The organism is Mucilaginibacter sp. P4_A11, assembly GCF_056402535.1.
In genome coordinates, this window is record NZ_JBFUHE010000008.1 from 216,569 (window position 1) to 234,495 (window position 17,927).

The 17,927-nt window shown below is 40.9% G+C and carries 11 protein-coding genes; all 11 read left to right on the forward strand.

All coding sequences use genetic code 11. The annotated features are described in order from the left end of the window. Positions 1 to 163 precede the first annotated feature (163 nt). The 11 genes from AC1DUD_RS17360 (at position 164) to AC1DUD_RS17410 (ending at position 17,905) form a co-directional block, all read left to right on the forward strand. Positions 164 to 1,933: an SGNH/GDSL hydrolase family protein gene (locus AC1DUD_RS17360; protein WP_477376572.1), complete on the forward strand. Its 1,770-nt coding sequence runs from the start codon at positions 164 to 166 to the stop codon at positions 1,931 to 1,933. Positions 1,934 to 2,026: 93 nt separating this feature from the next. Beyond that, a complete protein-coding gene (locus AC1DUD_RS17365; protein WP_477376574.1) occupies positions 2,027 to 3,112 on the forward strand; it encodes a substrate-binding domain-containing protein in 1,086 nt (361 codons plus the stop codon). Between the two features lie 415 nt (positions 3,113 to 3,527). Beyond that, a complete protein-coding gene (locus AC1DUD_RS17370) occupies positions 3,528 to 4,655 on the forward strand; it encodes a phosphotransferase enzyme family protein (RefSeq protein WP_477376576.1) in 1,128 nt (375 codons plus the stop codon). After that, positions 4,652 to 5,302 (forward strand): carbohydrate-binding family 9-like protein, encoded by a 651-nt coding sequence (locus tag AC1DUD_RS17375; protein WP_477376578.1) that lies wholly within the window; start codon positions 4,652 to 4,654, stop codon positions 5,300 to 5,302. The genes AC1DUD_RS17370 and AC1DUD_RS17375 overlap by 4 nt, the downstream gene beginning before the upstream one ends. A 45-nt stretch (positions 5,303 to 5,347) precedes the next feature. After that, on the forward strand, positions 5,348 to 7,090 hold the full coding sequence (locus AC1DUD_RS17380) for a DUF4091 domain-containing protein (protein WP_477376580.1): 1,743 nt from the start codon (positions 5,348 to 5,350) through the stop codon (positions 7,088 to 7,090). 286 nt (positions 7,091 to 7,376) lie between these two features. Beyond that, positions 7,377 to 7,964, forward strand: a complete 588-nt coding sequence (locus tag AC1DUD_RS17385; RefSeq protein ID WP_477376582.1) for an RNA polymerase sigma-70 factor — start codon at positions 7,377 to 7,379, stop codon at positions 7,962 to 7,964. A 160-nt stretch (positions 7,965 to 8,124) separates the two neighbouring features. Then, entirely contained in the window at positions 8,125 to 9,306 is a 1,182-nt protein-coding gene (locus AC1DUD_RS17390; protein ID WP_477376584.1) for a FecR family protein, read from the forward strand. Positions 9,307 to 9,500: 194 nt separating this feature from the next. Next, a complete protein-coding gene (locus AC1DUD_RS17395) occupies positions 9,501 to 12,851 on the forward strand; it encodes a TonB-dependent receptor (protein ID WP_477376586.1) in 3,351 nt (1,116 codons plus the stop codon). Positions 12,852 to 12,897: 46 nt separating this feature from the next. Further along, positions 12,898 to 14,733 (forward strand): RagB/SusD family nutrient uptake outer membrane protein, encoded by a 1,836-nt coding sequence (locus tag AC1DUD_RS17400; protein ID WP_477376588.1) that lies wholly within the window; start codon positions 12,898 to 12,900, stop codon positions 14,731 to 14,733. A 69-nt stretch (positions 14,734 to 14,802) separates the two neighbouring features. Further along, positions 14,803 to 16,137: an IPT/TIG domain-containing protein gene (locus AC1DUD_RS17405; protein WP_477376590.1), complete on the forward strand. Its 1,335-nt coding sequence runs from the start codon at positions 14,803 to 14,805 to the stop codon at positions 16,135 to 16,137. 214 nt (positions 16,138 to 16,351) lie between these two features. Next, positions 16,352 to 17,905, forward strand: coding sequence for a hypothetical protein (locus tag AC1DUD_RS17410; RefSeq protein WP_477376592.1), 1,554 nt, complete (start codon positions 16,352 to 16,354; stop codon positions 17,903 to 17,905). Positions 17,906 to 17,927: the final 22 nt, after the last annotated feature.

A 17,927-nucleotide genomic window follows, 5' to 3' on the forward strand; every position in this document is an offset into this window, starting at 1 on the left:
TGGCTTTATAGACTGCTTTTTTTCAGCCAATTTACGTTATTAAGCAATCTGAAAATTAAATAGGCGTGTACGCAAATACAGTATTTCGCCTAATTATGGAGATACCTTGTTATCGGCTAAATATGTTCGTCGGCTCTGGGTATTATGACAATATAAATCACAAATGAAACGGATATCAATACTCATTTTATTATTCTTTTGCTTTTTTTGTACCTTATCCTTTTCTCAAACTACTATAACATATAAATGGCTTGACCCGGCCAAAGCGGGTTTTCCGGTTGTAGAGGGACAGGGATGGCCAACGGAAACTGCGGCCACTTATGATAGGTTTCCGGAACGTGCCCAAAGGGAATTAAATCCCAATGTATGGAACCTTTCGCACAGTAGTGCCGGCTTATATATCAAGTTTAAAACAGATGCCTCCAACCTGGTTATTCGTTATAAAGTTAAGGGTGATCTCGCAATGTCTCACATGCCGGCTACAGGCGTAAGTGGTCTGGATCTTTACGCCTTGGATCCTAATGGAAAATGGTGCCTGGCCCCCGGTAGTTTTTCATTTAAAGACACCATTACTTATCGTTTTTCAAATATAAAAGTTAGCGCTGCTTTTCCGGGAAGAAGCTATGAATACAGATTGTTTTTGCCACTATATAATTCAGTAGCCTGGCTTGAAATAGGAGTACCCGCTGGTAATGCGTTTAATTTTATGGCTTTATCTAAAGAAAAACCGGTGCTTGTTTATGGAACATCTATTGCACAGGGGGGCTGCGCGTCGAGGCCTGGTTTGGCATGGACCTCGATTTTACAGCGTGCACTTGACCGCCCGCTGGTAAACCTTGGGTTTTCAGGTTCAGGGCTGCTTGAAAAATCTGTCATTGACCTGATGGCAGAGGTTGATGCAAAAATATATGTACTTGATTGCATGCCCAATTTAATAAGCTTTTCTGACAAGGAAATTGAAAAGCGTTTATTAGCATCAGTACAAAGTTTAAATGAAAAACATCCACAAGTCCCCATCCTGTTGGTAGAACATAGTGGGGGTAATGTTGATGGCCTGTTAGATACGGGTAGGAATGCTGATTATAACCGTGTAAATAAAGTTCTTGATAGTACTTATTCAAAGCTAATTACTGCAGGGATAAAAAACGTTTATCTATTAACCAATAAAAATATTGGCCTTGATATTAATTCAACGGTTGATGGTTTGCACCCCAATGATATCGGCATGGAAAAATATGCCAATGCCTATGAGAAAGCTATACGCACAATTATCAATGAACCTATCGGTAAATATTCAACTACTCAACCTGTTGTACAAAGCAGAGATGGCTATTATGACTGGCGAAACAGGCATAATGAAATACTAACGCTTATTAAAACTGATTCGCCAAAAATTGTATTCCTTGGCAACTCTATATTGAATTACTGGGGCGGTTTGCCAAAGGCTCCGTTAGCAAGAGGAGGAGACTCATGGGATAAATACCTGGAGCCATTAGCTGTAAAAAACTTTGGTTTTGGCTGGGACCAGGTAGAAAATGTATTATGGCGTGTATATCATGAAGAGACTGATGGCTTTAAGGCGAACAAGGTGATGATCATGATAGGCACCAATAACTTAGCTGTTAATAATGACCAGGAAATAATAGAAGGGTTGAAATTGTTGGTACAGGTGGTAAAGGTACGCCAACCCGCAACTGAAATTCTATTGTCAGGCTTGCTGCCCAGAAGAGCCATGGAAAAACGGATAAAACTGCTTAACAAAGCAATTTCTGAATTAGCTTCTCAAACACGGGTTCGCTTTATTAATCCCGGAAAGTTACTGCTTGATAATACTGGCTATATTGACGAGTCGCTTTTTGGCGATGGCTTACATCCAAACGGGGCGGGCTACCGAAAACTGGCTATTGCTCTTGTTCCTTATCTCAAAAAATAATAGCCCTGCCCTCAGTTAAGTTCACTAAATTGTGGCAATAGTAATGCGATAAACTATATTAAATTTGCTATCTTTTTTACATGTAGATTTAATATGAAGAATAAAATTGTACGCATTAAAGATATTGCCGAAAAAGCAAAAGTTTCAACAGGTACAGTTGACAGGGTATTGCATAAGCGGGGGCGGGTGTCAAAAAAAGTAGAAGAGAAAATATTGAAGATTATTGAAGAGATGGATTATGAACCAAACCTTATGGCAAGGGCTTTGGGGTCAAATAAAATATATCAAATTGCCGCGTTAATACCTAATCATAAAAGCGATTCATATTGGTACGCTCCTAAAGCCGGAATTGAAAAAGCCGAGAAAGATTTGAAGCAATATGGCATAGTTGTTCAGCAGTATGTGTTTGACCCTTATGATGTCGAATCATTTATAAGCAATGCCAATCAATTAACCAGTGATAATCCGGATGGTATAATTTTATCCCCGATATTTTACCGGGAAACTTTGCCTTTTTTTGAGAAATGGAAAGCGGCCGGGATTCCGTTTGTGTTGTTTAATACCCAAATTGCCGAGTGCGAGCCGTTGAGCTACATAGGTCAGGATTCGTATCAGAGTGGTTTTTTAGCGGGGAAACTTATTCATTATGGACAGCCCGAACCTTGTTCTATTTTAATTGCCCACATTGATGAAGAGATAAGTAATGCCGCCCACCTTTTAAAAAAAGAGCAGGGATTTCGTAATTATTTTTCGCAAAATAACCTGGAGCACCAGTACAAAATTTTACGGATTGAATTAAACAGGGCTAATGCTGCTTTGTTTATCACCCAGCTGGATGCCATTATCGATAGCACACCAGATATGACCAGTGTTTTTGTAACAACATCTAAAGCTCATGAAATTGCAAAGCATTTGGAGCAGCGCCATATAAAGCATATCAAGATAATAGGATATGATTTACTTCCTGCCAATCTCTATTTCCTGAATAAGGGCGCAATTAGTTTTTTGATTAACCAAAACCCCAAAGGCCAGGGTTACTGGGGCATTTATCAGCTAACGGATTACCTCGCATTCAAAAAAGAAGTGCCTATCATTAAATACCTTCCGCTTGATATAGTTACCAAAGAAAATATGAATTATTACGTAGATGATGAAGACACTGTTTATTTAGATATTTAATTGATCGACCATTTTCTGGCGGTTTACTCCGTATATTTTTATCCATAATGAATTGTTACTGCCAGGCAATTTCTTATGGATTTGTTTTACTATCTCTTTTTTCCACAAACCGCTTCAAAATAGCTGTTGCTTTAGAGAATGAATGCCTCCCGGCTCATTATAAATTCACAGCAGCATAATCAATAGTTATTTTTTCGAACAAAAAATTAAAAATGTGTGCGGGCACACAAATATTTTTATATTTGTATTGAAGCATTTATAGAACTTTAATGTTTACGTATACACCTTACATGAAATGCAACATAGTCCTCCTAAAGGAGTAAGCATTATCCGGGGAGCTTACAATATGCTAAGCCGGTAAAGCACTTAAGTGATACAGATTTTAAAAAGTAATTGAAACGAACTAAAACAGAAAATGTCATATAACATACCCGAAATAGTAGCTAATTTTTGCACTGAAGGAAACATTGAAACTATTGTGCCATTTGGTTCCGGGCATATCAATGATACATTTCACGTGAAGACTACCAATCCGGAATTACCCGGTTACCTGCTTCAGCGTGTCAATCACCATGTATTTAAAGATGTACCGGCACTAATGAATAATGTACAACTGGTAACCAGTCATCTTAAAAAAAAACTGACCGAAATTCCTGACGCTAACCCAGCTAAAGAAGTGCTTACCATGGTTTGGGCAAAGGACAAGCAGTGTTTTTTTTGTGATACAGCCGGCAATTACTGGCGGATGTATTTGTTTTTAAAGGATACTAAAAGTTATGACCTCGTGCTTACCGATCAGCAGGCCTATGAGGGCGGTAAAGCATTTGGTAAATTTCAATTATTGCTATCAGACCTGGATACTGACTTACTTTTCGAAACCATACCGGATTTTCATAACATCGCTATGCGGCTCGATAGGTTAAATAAAGCTGTACTGGCTGATGTTGAAGGCCGGGTTAAAGAAGTTTTGCCTGAGTTAACCTTTGTTATTGAAAGGGCCGACACGATGGTTACTATTCTGAATTTAGGCAAAGAAGGGAAATTACCTCTGCGCATTATACACAACGATACTAAATTCAACAACATACTGCTTGATATGAACGATTACGGGCAGTGTGTGATTGATCTTGATACCGTTATGCCTGGCTATGTTGCTTATGATTTTGGCGATGCTATCCGCACTATTATAAATACCGCGTCCGAAGATGAGAGCGATATTACAAAAGTTAATCTGAATATTCCATTGTTTAAAGCCTACACAGAAGGGTATTTTAAAAGCGCGGGTGGCTTTTTATCAGATATGGAAATTAAAACCCTTGTATTGGGGGTTTTATTAATTCCTTATATGCAAGGAGTACGTTTCCTTACAGATTATATAGAAGGTGACATTTACTATAAAACGTATTTTGCCGAGCATAATTTACAGCGTACCAGGGTACAGTTTCAGCTCCTTAAAAAGCTGGAGGAGCAATATGCTGTTTTAGATCAGATAATTCAGAGCGTCGCAAAAACATATACGCAATTAGCATCCAAAGTAGAATGAAAGAATTAACGGTACCATTTTTAGGGCTTGTAAATAAAGTAAGTCCTATAGCGCATGTTTCTTATTTGTTAGATAATTATGAAAAAAATCACATCGGGATGGCGCCCTGGCCTGCCAATGGCTATAAGCCGGATGCGCATTTTGCCATAGCCTTTGGTGAGGATAGTATTTTTATAAAATACTATGTAAATGAAAAATCTGTAAGGGCAATTTATAAGCAGCCTAACGAGCCGGTTTATAAAGATAGTTGCGTGGAGTTTTTTGTATCCTTTGGAGACGAAAAGGGTTATTATAGTTTTGGGTTTAATTGCGCAGGTACATGCATGTTGGGTTTTGGAACAAGCAGGACAAACCGCAAATTATTACCGGAGGCCGCCATAAAAACAATCAGGCATCAAACTAATTTAAAACTGGTTGATAGTGGCGGACAAGGCAGTATAGGATGGGAACTGACGCTAATGATACCTTTAGCAGTGTTTTGCAATCATTCCATTACATCATTAAATGGCAGGCAATGCCGGGTTAATTTTCATAAATGCGGTGATGAAATGCCGGATCCGCATTTTTTAACCTGGAATAATATCAAATCAGCAGATACCAACTTTCATTTACCCGAGTTTTTTGGAAAAATGCAATTTGAAAATTAAACCTGGATACTCATCCAATTCACTGCAACATAACGAAATATGAAAATGAAACTTACTGTAATCCTGTTATTATTTAGTGCTGTTGTTTCGGCACAGGTTAAGATGAGTGGGGCTTACCAGGAGCTTCCGGATCCCAAACCTGTTCAGCAGAAAAGCTGGAATGAATTAAAGCCGGGTGTTTATGTAAGTTTTGCATCAACAGATATTCGTTATGAGAAACGCAATGCCCCATCAATATTTCCATTGCAAACCCAATGGCAAACCAAAGCATGGAAAGGAGAAAAAGTACATACGCAATTCCTGGTATGGACCACCCGCAACCTGGAACAATTAAGTTTTGAATGGAGCAAACTTGAAGATGATAAAGGCCATACAATTCCTGAAAAAAACATCAGCGCAAATTTTGTGCGTTATGTGATGGCCGATGGGCTGAATAATGAAGGTGGTGGCTGCGGTATTCAGGCCGGTCATGATTCCTCTCTTGTAGCGGATGTTATTGATCCCGTCAGATCTCTTTTTGTAGCTAAAAATACTACCCGGCCTGTTTGGTTAAGTGTTAAGGTTCCTGTTAGTGCTGTTAAAGGCATTTATAAAGGTTATGTGAAAATCAGGGAAGGAGGAAGGGCGAATACTTATATTTTGCATTATACCGTGGAAGTACTTAATCATACCCTGCCTGCACCCGAACATTGGAAATTCCACCTCGATCTGTGGCAAAATCCTTATTCGGTTTCCCGGGTGTACGGTGTAAAACCCTGGTCAAAACAACATTTTGACCTCATGCGCCCGTATATGAAAATGCTGGCAAATGCCGGTCAAAAATCAATTACTACTACACTTATTTATGACCCATGGAATAGTCAAACATATGATATTTATGGATCAATGATAAAATGGACTAAAAACAAAAATGGTTCATGGACTTATGACTATAGCGTTTTTGATAAATGGGTAACTTTTATGATGTCGCTGGGTATTGATAAGTTTATTAACTGTTATAGTATGATCCCCTGGAATTTAAAGTTTTATTATTATGATGAAACGCTGAAAAAAGATACCGCCATCATAGCTAAACCCGGCACAGCAGAATATAATGAGCATTGGCGTCCCATGCTATCCGATTTTGCTAACCATCTAAAAGAGAAAGGATGGTTTAAAAAAACAACCATCGCTATGGATGAAAGGCCTTTGGAGGATATGCGAAAAGCGATAGCTTTAATAAAAAGTGCAAATAAGGATTTTAAAATTTCATTGGCAGGTAATTATCATCCTGAAATTGAAAAAGATTTAGTGGATTACAGTGTAGCGTCAAACCAGGTTATAGATAGCAGTGCTATCATATCACGTAAAAGGGCGGGGTTTAACACCACCTATTATACCTGCTGCACAGAGGGGAATCCTAATACGTTTACCTTTTCTGCACCGGCAGAGTCTGTTTGGCTGGGCTGGCATGCAGCTTACAAAGGGTATGATGGCTATTTAAGATGGGCTTACAACTGCTGGACAAAAGATCCTTTACGAGATACACGTTTCGGGTCGTGGTCATCAGGGGATGCCTACTTAGTTTATCCGGGGCTGCGGTCATCTATCCGCTTTGAACGATTGATTGAAGGTATTCAGGATTGTGAAAAAATCAATGTACTGAGAGCCGATTTTATAGAAAGAAACCAGCAAGGTAAATTGCGTGAGCTTGAAAATATTTTAAGCGGTTTTGATATCGGAGGGCTAAGGAATAAAAATGCCGCCGAAATTGTACGCATTTCCCTAAACAGATTAAATGGCTTATAGGCGATTTAAAAACCTCTTGCTTTGCCGCATTTTATTTGCCGGTGACTTTCATTTGACAGTTTTTTTAACTTTATTTACTATTATAAAATTAACCGAAATAACAAATTGGAGGCCTTAACCAAAATACCGGCTGAATTGCAGATGCGATATAAGTGGTAGTAATTGATGGGCAGGCTAAAAAGATCTCCGTTCCAGGGTTGATCAGCAACTTGGATGGGAGCGGATTTTAAATTAAAAAACAATTAAAAAACACTTTCTTTGAATTGCCAATTAGTTATAATGCCGAATGAATAGCCCCGAAGTTCAGTTATTGTCTGATGACAGACTTATAGCGTTGATTCAAGAGAATGATATTGTGGCATTTGAGCGCATCTATAATAAATATTGGTCAAAACTTTATCTTTCGGCATACAATATACTCAGAGACCGCCAGGTATCTGAAGATATTACCCAGGAAGTATTGGTAAACCTGTGGATGAAACGGGCTAACCTGCAGCTCACTTCTTTAAATGCCTATTTATATACCGCTGTCCGTTACCAGGTGTTTAACGTTATACGTTCCGGCAAAGTGAGGGCCGATCTTTTTAACAGGCTGGAAGAACTTTTTAGCAAAAACGGAGGCGAAGAAATCTTATCTGAAAAAGAAATTAACCGTTTGCTGGAGCAGGGGATTGCTGAATTACCCGAAAAATGCCGGCAGATATTCATTATGAGCCGCAGAGATCATTTATCAACCAAAGAAATTGCTGAACGACTTGAGATTTCGCCAAAAACGGTTGAAAATCAGTTGACTATAGCGTTGAATCGTCTGCGTAAAACGTTGGGCGATTTTGTTTGCGTGGCCGTTATTATGTTTTGCGGACGATGGTTTTAAAAATTTTGGCCAATGCCCGGCTCCGTTTGCACGCTTCTTTTTAACACACTCCTTTATCTGACTACCAAAAATTTCACGATTTGTTAATGGTTAAGAAATATTTACAATTTCTTTGGGGGGTACCCCCGGTGTTGCGTTACTTACATGCAACAACTAACCAATGGACAAAGAACTACTGCTAAACTTAATCAATAAATATCTTTCCAATCAGGCCACTGCCGATGAGGAAAAGCTTTTATTTGACTATTACAATACGCTTCAAAAAAACGAATTGAAATGGGATGAGCTTTTACTGGGAGATGAAAACGTAGCTAAAACGGAGCTTTATAGCAAAATATTACAGGAAATAAAAACGCGGGAATCTGCCCCTAAAAGGATTGTTTTTTTGAGGAGCAGGTGGTTTGTAGCTGCATCTGTAGCTTTGTTTCTGGTTGTCTCATCTTTATTGGCTCTTTACTTAAGACACGACAATTCCTCTTTACTAACTAAAAATAACGCGCAGCCATTTAAGCATACAGTTGCTCCCGGCGGTAACAAGGCGTTATTAACTTTAGCTAACGGCTCAAAAATTACCCTTGATGATGCCGCTACAGGTCAGCTGGCCAAACAATCAGGTGTAACTATTACCAAAGCTGCCAATGGTAAATTGATTTATACTATTGAAAACGCGCCATCAAATTCAACAGGTTTAGCTCAACAGGCTTATAATACCATTGAAACCCCCAGAGGCGGCCAGTACCAGGTTAACCTGCCCGATGGTTCAAAAGTTTGGCTAAATGCAGGTTCTTCGCTCCGTTTTCCAACAAACTTTACAGGGAACATACGCAGTGTTGAATTAGCCGGAGAGGCCTACTTCGAGGTAGCAAAAAACGCCCAAAAACCATTCAGGGTTATAAGTAACAGCCAGGTGGTAGAAGTTTTAGGCACGCATTTTAACATCAGTTCCTACGTTGACGATAGTTCGGTAAAAACTACTTTATTAGAAGGTTCTGTTAAGGTATTATCCACCAAATCAAATCAATCAAAACTGCTGAAACCGGGGCAACAATCAAATATCAATTATTCTGATAATTCAATTGATGTTCAGACAGTTGATACCGAGGAGGTGGTAGCCTGGAAAAATGGCTATTTCCTGTTTGTTGATGAAGACCTGAAAAGCATTATGAGCAAGCTGGCCCGCTGGTATAATGTTGATGTAGAATACACCGGTAATGTAGATAATTTAAGGTTTGGAGGCATGGTGTCTCGCTCAAGAGACTTAGCCCAGGCGTTGAAGATCATAGAACAAACAGGAAACGTTAAAACTAAAATTGAAGGAAGGAGAGTTACCATTATGCCGTGATTTTACCCGCATTGAGGTAACCTTGAAAATAAGCCGGAAGTGGTGGAACACTCCCGACTAAAGCGTTAGGGCTTACCATGAAACTAAATTCGTAGTCCAGTTACACCTTAAACCCAAACAAGTTCAAATGTATGAAATGTTATGAAATAACATTATATAGGGTCCCCTGTATAAAAAATAAAGCTTTGTTGATTATGAAACTATCCATCATCTTGTTGGTAGCAACCATACTTCAGGCGAGTGCTTCAGGTTACGCACAAAAAATTACATTATCAGAAAAAAATGCTCCGCTCGAAAAGGTTCTCAAATCAATAGGAGAACAATCCGGATATGATTTCTTTTATAATTCAAAGGTGATTAAGCAGGCAAACCCGGTAAGTATCAATGTTCTGAATACCGAATTAGAAGAAGTACTAAAGCAAACATTTAAAGGGCAACCGTTTATATATAGTATAAACGAGAAAATTATTATTATTAAACCTAAACCTGTTGAAACACAACCTCAACCAATACCCATTATAAAAGTTTCAGGTGTTGTCACTGATTCAAAGGGTGTTACTTTACCCGGAGCAAGCGTGCGTATCAAGGGGACTGATAAAGGTATAATAACTGATAGCGAAGGGCGGTTTACCATTGACGCTAATGATAACAGCACCTTAGTTATTTCATTTGCCGGTTTTATTGCCAAAGAAATTACGGTTACCGGAGCAACATCTTTCCTGACCGTTCAGTTACTTGACGATACCAAGGGGATAAATGAAGTAGTGGTAGTTGGCTATGGTAAACAAAAGAAGCTGACCATAACCGGGGCTGTTACAACGGTGAATGTTGCTGATATAACAACTCCAAACCGCTCTCTGTCTAATGCACTGGCAGGTAAGGTAGCCGGGGTTATATCAATGCAAAGAAGCGGGGAGCCTGGTTATGATAACGCGTCATTTACCATCAGGGGCATTGGCACTTTTACAGGTAATTCAAACCCGCTTATTATTATAGACGGGGTGCAGCGGGATGATGTAAACAGTACCTATGGAGGAGCTTATAATAACATCGACCCGGAGGATATTCAAAGCATTTCCCTGTTAAAGGATGCATCATCAACTGCTGTATACGGGGCTAAGGGCGCAAACGGCGTTTTGATCATAAACACTAAAAAAGGTGTTGCGGGGAAGCCGAAGATCTCCTTTAAAACGGAAACATCTATGTCGGGCCTTACCCGAACGCCTAAAATGCTGGATGCCGTATCATGGATGAGGCTACATAACGAGGCGACTACAAATGATGGCAACCCGGCTGCATATTCTGAAGAAACTATCCAGAAAACAGCGAGCGGACTGGACCCATACCTTTATCCAAATGTTGACTGGATAAAGTCTGTATATAAGAATTGGGCCCCTGGCTACAATACCAACTTAAATGTAACCGGCGGCGCTTCAACGGTAAGGTATTATGTTTCTGCTTCTTTTTATGACCAGGAAGGAAGTTATAAAGTAACCAAACAAAATGGCTACAACCCCAACCTCAACTTTAAGCGTTACGATTTCAGGTCAAATCTTGACATTGATATCACCAAAACTACCTTATTAACCATGAACCTGGATGCGATGCTGGTGAGCAGCCGTTATCCCGGCATTTCGGCAGGAAATATCTGGTATGAATCGTACTTAACCCCGCCTAATGCATTCCCGATAAGATACCCCGATGGTAAATGGGCAGGCCCTTACAACAATGGCGGCTCCAACCCGGTAAACGATATCCAAAACTCAGGTTACAACAGTGAGTTTCGCCCTACTATCCAGTCTGTGTTTTCTATTAACCAGAAACTGGATGCTATTACCAACGGACTAAGCGCCATGGCCAGGTTTTCGTTCGACTCGTACAGCGAGAACGACAATGGCAGAACAGGCACCAATGATCTTTATTTAGCAACTTCAAGAGACCCGCAGGGTAACCTGGTATTAGGCCAGTCGAGGTATGGGAACCAGTTTTTGGGTTATACCCAGTATTCATCTGCCGAAAAAACCATGTACCTGGAAAGCAATATTAATTATGATCAGTCTTTCGGCAAACACCATATTGGCGCGCTTCTTTTGTACAATATGAGGTCAAGGGTCCAGAGCACAGCAGGGAGTGTTATAAACTCTATTCCTTATAACAATCAAAGTTTGGCCGGCAGGACAACCTATACATATGCCGATAGGTATTTGCTTGAATTTGATGCCGGTTATACCGGTTCGGAAAACTTTGAGCCGGGCAAAAAATTTGGCTTTTTTCCAGCTGTTTCTGCGGGTTGGGTAATTTCAAGGGAGCCTTTTTTCAGTGGTTTTTCAAAAACGTTTAACCTGCTTAAAATAAGAGGTTCTCATGGCCTTGTAGGTAATGATCAGATTGGATCTCACTATCAAATCACCAGGTTCCCTTATATCAACCAATATGGCAGCGGCGGCTCCGTGGGTTTAGGCCTTAACGGAACTGTATATGGAGGCACTAAAGAAACTGTTATAGGTGTTGAGAACCTGACATGGGAAAAAGCCAGGAAAGATAATATTGGCCTGGAAATAGGGCTGTTCAATAAACTGAATATCACTATTGATGCCTATAAAGAGAGACGAACAAATATTTTAGTTCAGCGAAGCTCATTATCAGGGATACTGGGTGTGAGCGGGGTTGTATTTGCCAATTTGGGCGAAATGAATAACCACGGTATTGAGGGTAACATTGAATATAATGACAATATAGGCAAGGTGGGCTTGCGTCTTTATGGCAATTTCACTTATAACAATAATAAAATTGTACAGCAGGACGAACCGAAACAGCTGTATGCCTATCAACAATCAACCGGCCGCAAATATGGCGATAATCTGATGTACGTTGCAGAAGGGTTATTTACCTCGCAGGAAGATGTTGATAAAAGCCCTACCCAGTTTGGCGCTGTGTTAAGGCCCGGAGATATCAAGTACAAAGATGTAAACGGCGATGGCGTGATCAACAGCTATGATAAAGTTTATACCGGTAAATCCGACATTCCTACTATATTGTATGGCGCAGGGTTTACGGTTAGTTATAAAAAGTTCGATCTTTCTCTTTTCTTCCAGGGAACCGGTAATGTAATTATCATGGCAAACGGTTCTTCTATAACCGGTGCAGGTGCAGAGGGCGCGGGTATTGTGCCGTTTACAGGCATGGGCACTTATCCATCGGGTATGCTCGCGATCCTTGAAAACAGGTGGACGGTTGATAACCCGAGTCAGAATGTATACTATCCGCGTTTAGGTATTGCTAATCAAAACAGTAACAATTATCAGCCGAGCACATGGTGGTCAAAAGACGCGAGTTTTGTCCGTTTAAAACAGGCTACATTGGGTTACACCTATAAGCCCTTGTTTCTTACCAAGGCGGGTATTAACTCAGTTTATCTGTATTTAACAGGGCAAAACCTGTTAACCTTCTCCAAATTCAAACTTTGGGACCCTGAACTTGGCTCTAACGGCGCAGGCTATCCACCGGTACGAATACTTGCCCTTGGATTAAGGGTTGCGTTGTAGAAATCGTGAATTTAAATCAGTTTCAAAAGAATTTAAAGTGTGCCAAATGAAAAAAAACATACTAATAATGGTAGTTGGGATATGCTTCCTGAGTGCCTGTTTATCGTCCTGTAATTACCTTAATAAAAAACCGGATAACCTGTTAACATCAGATCTGATCTGGAGCACAAGGGCTAATGCCGAATCGTACCTGTATAACATTTACGGTAATATTGTAGAAACCGATGGGGGCGATTATAGCGCAATGGGGGCAAGTGACGAGTCGTCGGTATCTATCCCCGGTACAAATGTAAGGCAAATGGTTGTTGGCAACTGGAGCCCTGTAAACGCTTATTTTGATTATTGGGGTACTTATTACACCGGCATCCGGTCGTCCTTCATTTTTGAAGCTAATATTGATAAGGTTCCGGCCAGCCAGTTAAGTGTAACGTTAAAAAATCAATATAAAGCAGAAGCCCGCTTTTTGCGCGGATGGTTTTACTGGCAGTTAATGAAACAGTTTGGCCCGGTTGTGAAAATAACCGAAGTGTTAAGCTTAAATGACGACTTTAATAAGTACCCGAGAGCGTCTTTTGACGAATGCAAGGATTACATTAACCAACTGATGGATCAGGCTGCTTCAGGCTTACCTGCCCAATGGCCTTCAACCAGCAATTATGGCAGGCCAACAAAGGGTGCGTGCCTGGCGGTAAAAGCTCAGTTGGCTTTACTGGCAGCAAGCCCGTTGTGGAACGGTAATCCGTCATTTGCCTCTTTTAAAAATCCGGATGGTACCCCACTGGCGCCTACAGTATTTGATGCCGGCAAATGGAAAATAGCTGCGGACGCGGCCAAGGCCGTAATAGATCTTAGTGCATACAAGCTATTTACAAATCTTGATAACGGCGGAACCCAGTTTGATCCTTATTTATCTGTCAGGGACCTTTTCTTAACAAACTGGAATAACGAGATCATCTTTTCAAGAAACTCATGGAGCTATTGGGGCTATACCAAATGTGTATCGCCGGGGCCGGGAGGATATAGCATGTACAACGCCACCCAAAATGTGGTGGATGCGTTTTATATGAATAACGGCCGCACCATTGATGACCCGCGTTCGGGATATACAGCTACAAGTTTTGCCCAAAGTAATGGTGCCAAATATTGGGAGCACAGTAAAGGGCAATGGAACATGTATGCCAACCGCGAACCGCGTTTTTACGCCTATATCCAGTATAATGGCCGGCCGGTATTGCCTGCGCCAACTGTTGATGATAAAAACTATTATTCATCAGATGCCAATATTGACGGAACAGGCCGGGTTGAATTTTATTATAACGGTAAAGCCGGTGCAAAAGCCAGTGGTGCAAGTAATAATATTACCGGATATGATGTGTTGAAAAACGTAAGTCCTGCCGATAATATAAGGCAGGATGCCACCAATTACCGGCCTTTTATACTCATGAGATACGCCGAAATATTGCTGGATTATGTAGAGGCCCTGAATGAATATGATCCCTCTAACTCCAATATCGTGCTTTATCTTGATCAGATCAGGACAAGAGCCGGCTTACCCGGTATAGAAACTGTTTATCCGGAAGCTGTTGGAAACAAGGATTTAATGCGGAAATATATTTTAAGGGAACGCCAGGTTGAGCTTTGTTTTGAAAGCGACAGATACTTTACTCTTGTAAGAAGGTTGTTGTTGGGTGCCGATGAAAATCAGACCATTTACGGATTGAATGTCAATACGGATGATCAGGGACAGGGATTTGCTTTTACCGGTCTTTACAACAAAACGCTTTTTCAGAAAAGGGTGTGGAACAATAAAATGTACCTGTTCCCAATATCTCAGTACCAATTGGACCGCGATAGGGCATTGGTGCAAAACCCGGGTTGGTAATGCCGGCTCTTATTTACCCAACAGGGTGTAAAAGATCTGGAAATAAATAATTAAACCGTAATTATTCAAATGAAAACATTTATAAACATATTGGCAAAAGGTATCAATCAATACCTGCTTGCCGGGGCGCTTTTTATAATGGTAGCTTTTATGAGCTGTAAAAAAGAAAAAGTTCCTGCACATGACCCTGCATCACCTATCAGTATCAGTACATTTATCCCTGCACAGGGCGGGGGTGGTACTGAAGTACTCATCTCCGGTACTAACTTTTCAACAGATACCTCGCAAGTTTCGGTTACCCTGAATGGGTTTAAACTGAAGGTAATCGGTGCTAATACCAAACAAATGATGGTAGTGGTGCCTAAAAAGGCTGGTTCCGGGCCTATTGTTGTAACTATTGGAAAAGGAACCGCAACAAGTACCGATAATTTTACATACCAATATACCAGGACTGTCACTACACTGGCAGGGTCGGGCAAGGCTGGTTTTGCAAACGGCCAGGGCACAGATGCCATGTTTGATTTTAGCGGACAAAGCTGGTACAGAAGCTGCGGGGTAACCGTTGATGACAACCTGAATGTTTATGTTGCCGATCCCGGAAATCATTGCATCAGGAAAATTGACACTGCCGGTAATGTATCCACGCTTGCAGGTAATCCCCTGGTTTCGGGTTACGCGGATGGTAAAGGAAGCGCGGCAAATTTCTCCTTACCTTATGATGTAGCTGTTGATGCCCAGGGAAACGTATATTCTGTTGATCCCGGAAATTATGATATCCGTAAAATAAGTCCCGATGGTACTGCAACCACCTGGGCCTGGGGCAACCAGTCGCCATGGAGTGTTGCTATCGACAAAACAACAGGTTATGTTTATTACTCCAGTTGCTCCAGTCCCGGAAATATCTACCAGGTATCAGCCCAGTGGACTACCAAACAGGTTATATCCGGTCTTAACTATCCCGCTGGAATCAAATTTGACAAGGCTGGCAACTTATACGTATCGGTTAACGGCGACCAGGTTATCAGGAAATTCAGTGCCGGCAATTGGAATGGTAGTATCATAGCAGGGCAGCTTGGGGTTTCTGGTTATTTAAACGGAGCCGCTACAACAGCAAAATTTGCTTATCCATGGGGCATCGCGGTTGATAACAGCAGCAATATTTATGTAGCAGGCAACGGAACCTGGGACGGCGGAAGCTATAATCCCGACCAAAGCATCCGCTTTATACAGGCCAATACTTTTGATGTAAGCACCTTTGCCGGCAGCGGCACAGCAGGATACACTGATGCTATAGGTGGATCTGCGCTTTTTAGTGCGCCAACCGGTGTTGCTGTCGATAAAAACGGAACTGTTTATGTTTTGGATAAAATCAACAACCGGATAAGAAAAATAGTTTCGGAATAATGACGGTCCGCATTGAAAATACTATCACAGTTTGGTTTTTAACCCTGGCAATGTCCTTTTGTTGCCGGGAAAATTTTGAGTAGTAGTTAATAATTGTTTGGTTTTATTTAAGGGTACTCCGTAGCACAAAACATGTTTCTGCTACGGGCAGGTACTGCCTGGCTTTTAGTGCGATAAACTTAAGCGGGTACACTGATTTTTTAGAATAGATTTAATGAAACATTATATAAATATCTTTTTAATACATGTTTTTGCCATTCAGGCTATGGCCTGCAGCAAAAAAACATTGAGTAATGATGTAATCCCTTCAACAGGTAATACACATATCTACTATGTATCGGTTAATGGCTCTGATGCCAATTCGGGCAAAATTAATGCGCCCTTCCAAACTATCAACACAGCCCTGGGCCATGCTATACCCGGCGATACCGTAATGGTAAGAGGAGGTAACTATTATGAAAAAGTGATATTTCCACAATCGGGTATCATGAACAAGTTAATTACTTTAAAAGCATATCCCGGCGAAAAACCGGTGATAGACGGGAGTAAAATAATTGTTTCGGGCTGGGTGCCGCTGGTTACGCTGAGCAATGTAAGGTATATAACACTGGATGGCTTTGATATTTGCAATCTTACGAGCTCCACTTTTAATACTGATCCCGAAGGTATCGCTATCAATGGCAATTCGCACGACATCACTATCAAGAACTGCAATATTTATAACATAAAGAACAACGCATCCCTGAACGACTGGCGAAGCGGGCACGCTATACTGGCAATAGGCAACGGAACTACCGCCATTACTAACCTGGTTATTACTAGTTGTACAGTACATGATACGCAGACAGGTACAAGTGAAAATGTAACGCTGGCCGGTAATATTGACGGTTTTGTTTTTAGCCATAATAAAGTATATGATACAGAAAACATCGGGATAATTGTTGCCGGTGGCGATGGTTTAAATCCCAAAGGAGATGTGGCTACCAACTATGCCCGCAATGGCGTGATAAGTGATAATATTTTTCACGATAATACCATGACCAGAACCCCGGAAACCTGGGGGCCTGACAGGTACGGTGCTATCTCAATTTACGTTTGCGGCGGCGCTAATACTATTATTGAACGAAACAAGGTGTACAATAGCGACAGGGGGATAGGGCTGGTAAGCGAGAGCAATGTATATGCAACCAGAACCACCATTGTGCGAAATAACTTTGTATATAACTGCTATCGCACCGGTATATACATGGGCGATTACCTGAATTACACCTCGGGCGGAACCAAAAACTGTTACATCGTAAACAATACCTTATATCAGAATAACCGTGTACCAGGCGCGTTTGGCGAAATTGAAGGAGAGATAAGACTTACGGAGCATTGCGACGATAACGTGATCAGAAATAACATAGTTTATGCAAGGCCTGTTGATGTATTTATTCATAAGTATACCACAACAGGCAGCAATAACATTATCGACAATAATTTATACTATACTACAGGAATTCCGCAATGGATCTGGAACAGCACTAACGGTGCACCTTATACCGATTTGAGCGCCTGGAAAGCAGCCAGTGGCAATGATGCCGGTTCAACAAACGGGCGGGACCCTCTGTTGCTGAGCACCTCGTCGCCTGATCTTCATATACAATCGGGCTCTCCTGCAAAAAATACCGGGAATGTAATCTCTGCCGATATAAATGGCACTGCAGATATTGACAGAAATACACGCATTGTAAATAATAAGATAAGTAAAGGCGCACAGCAGTAAGATGTTTAATTAAAAAAGTATG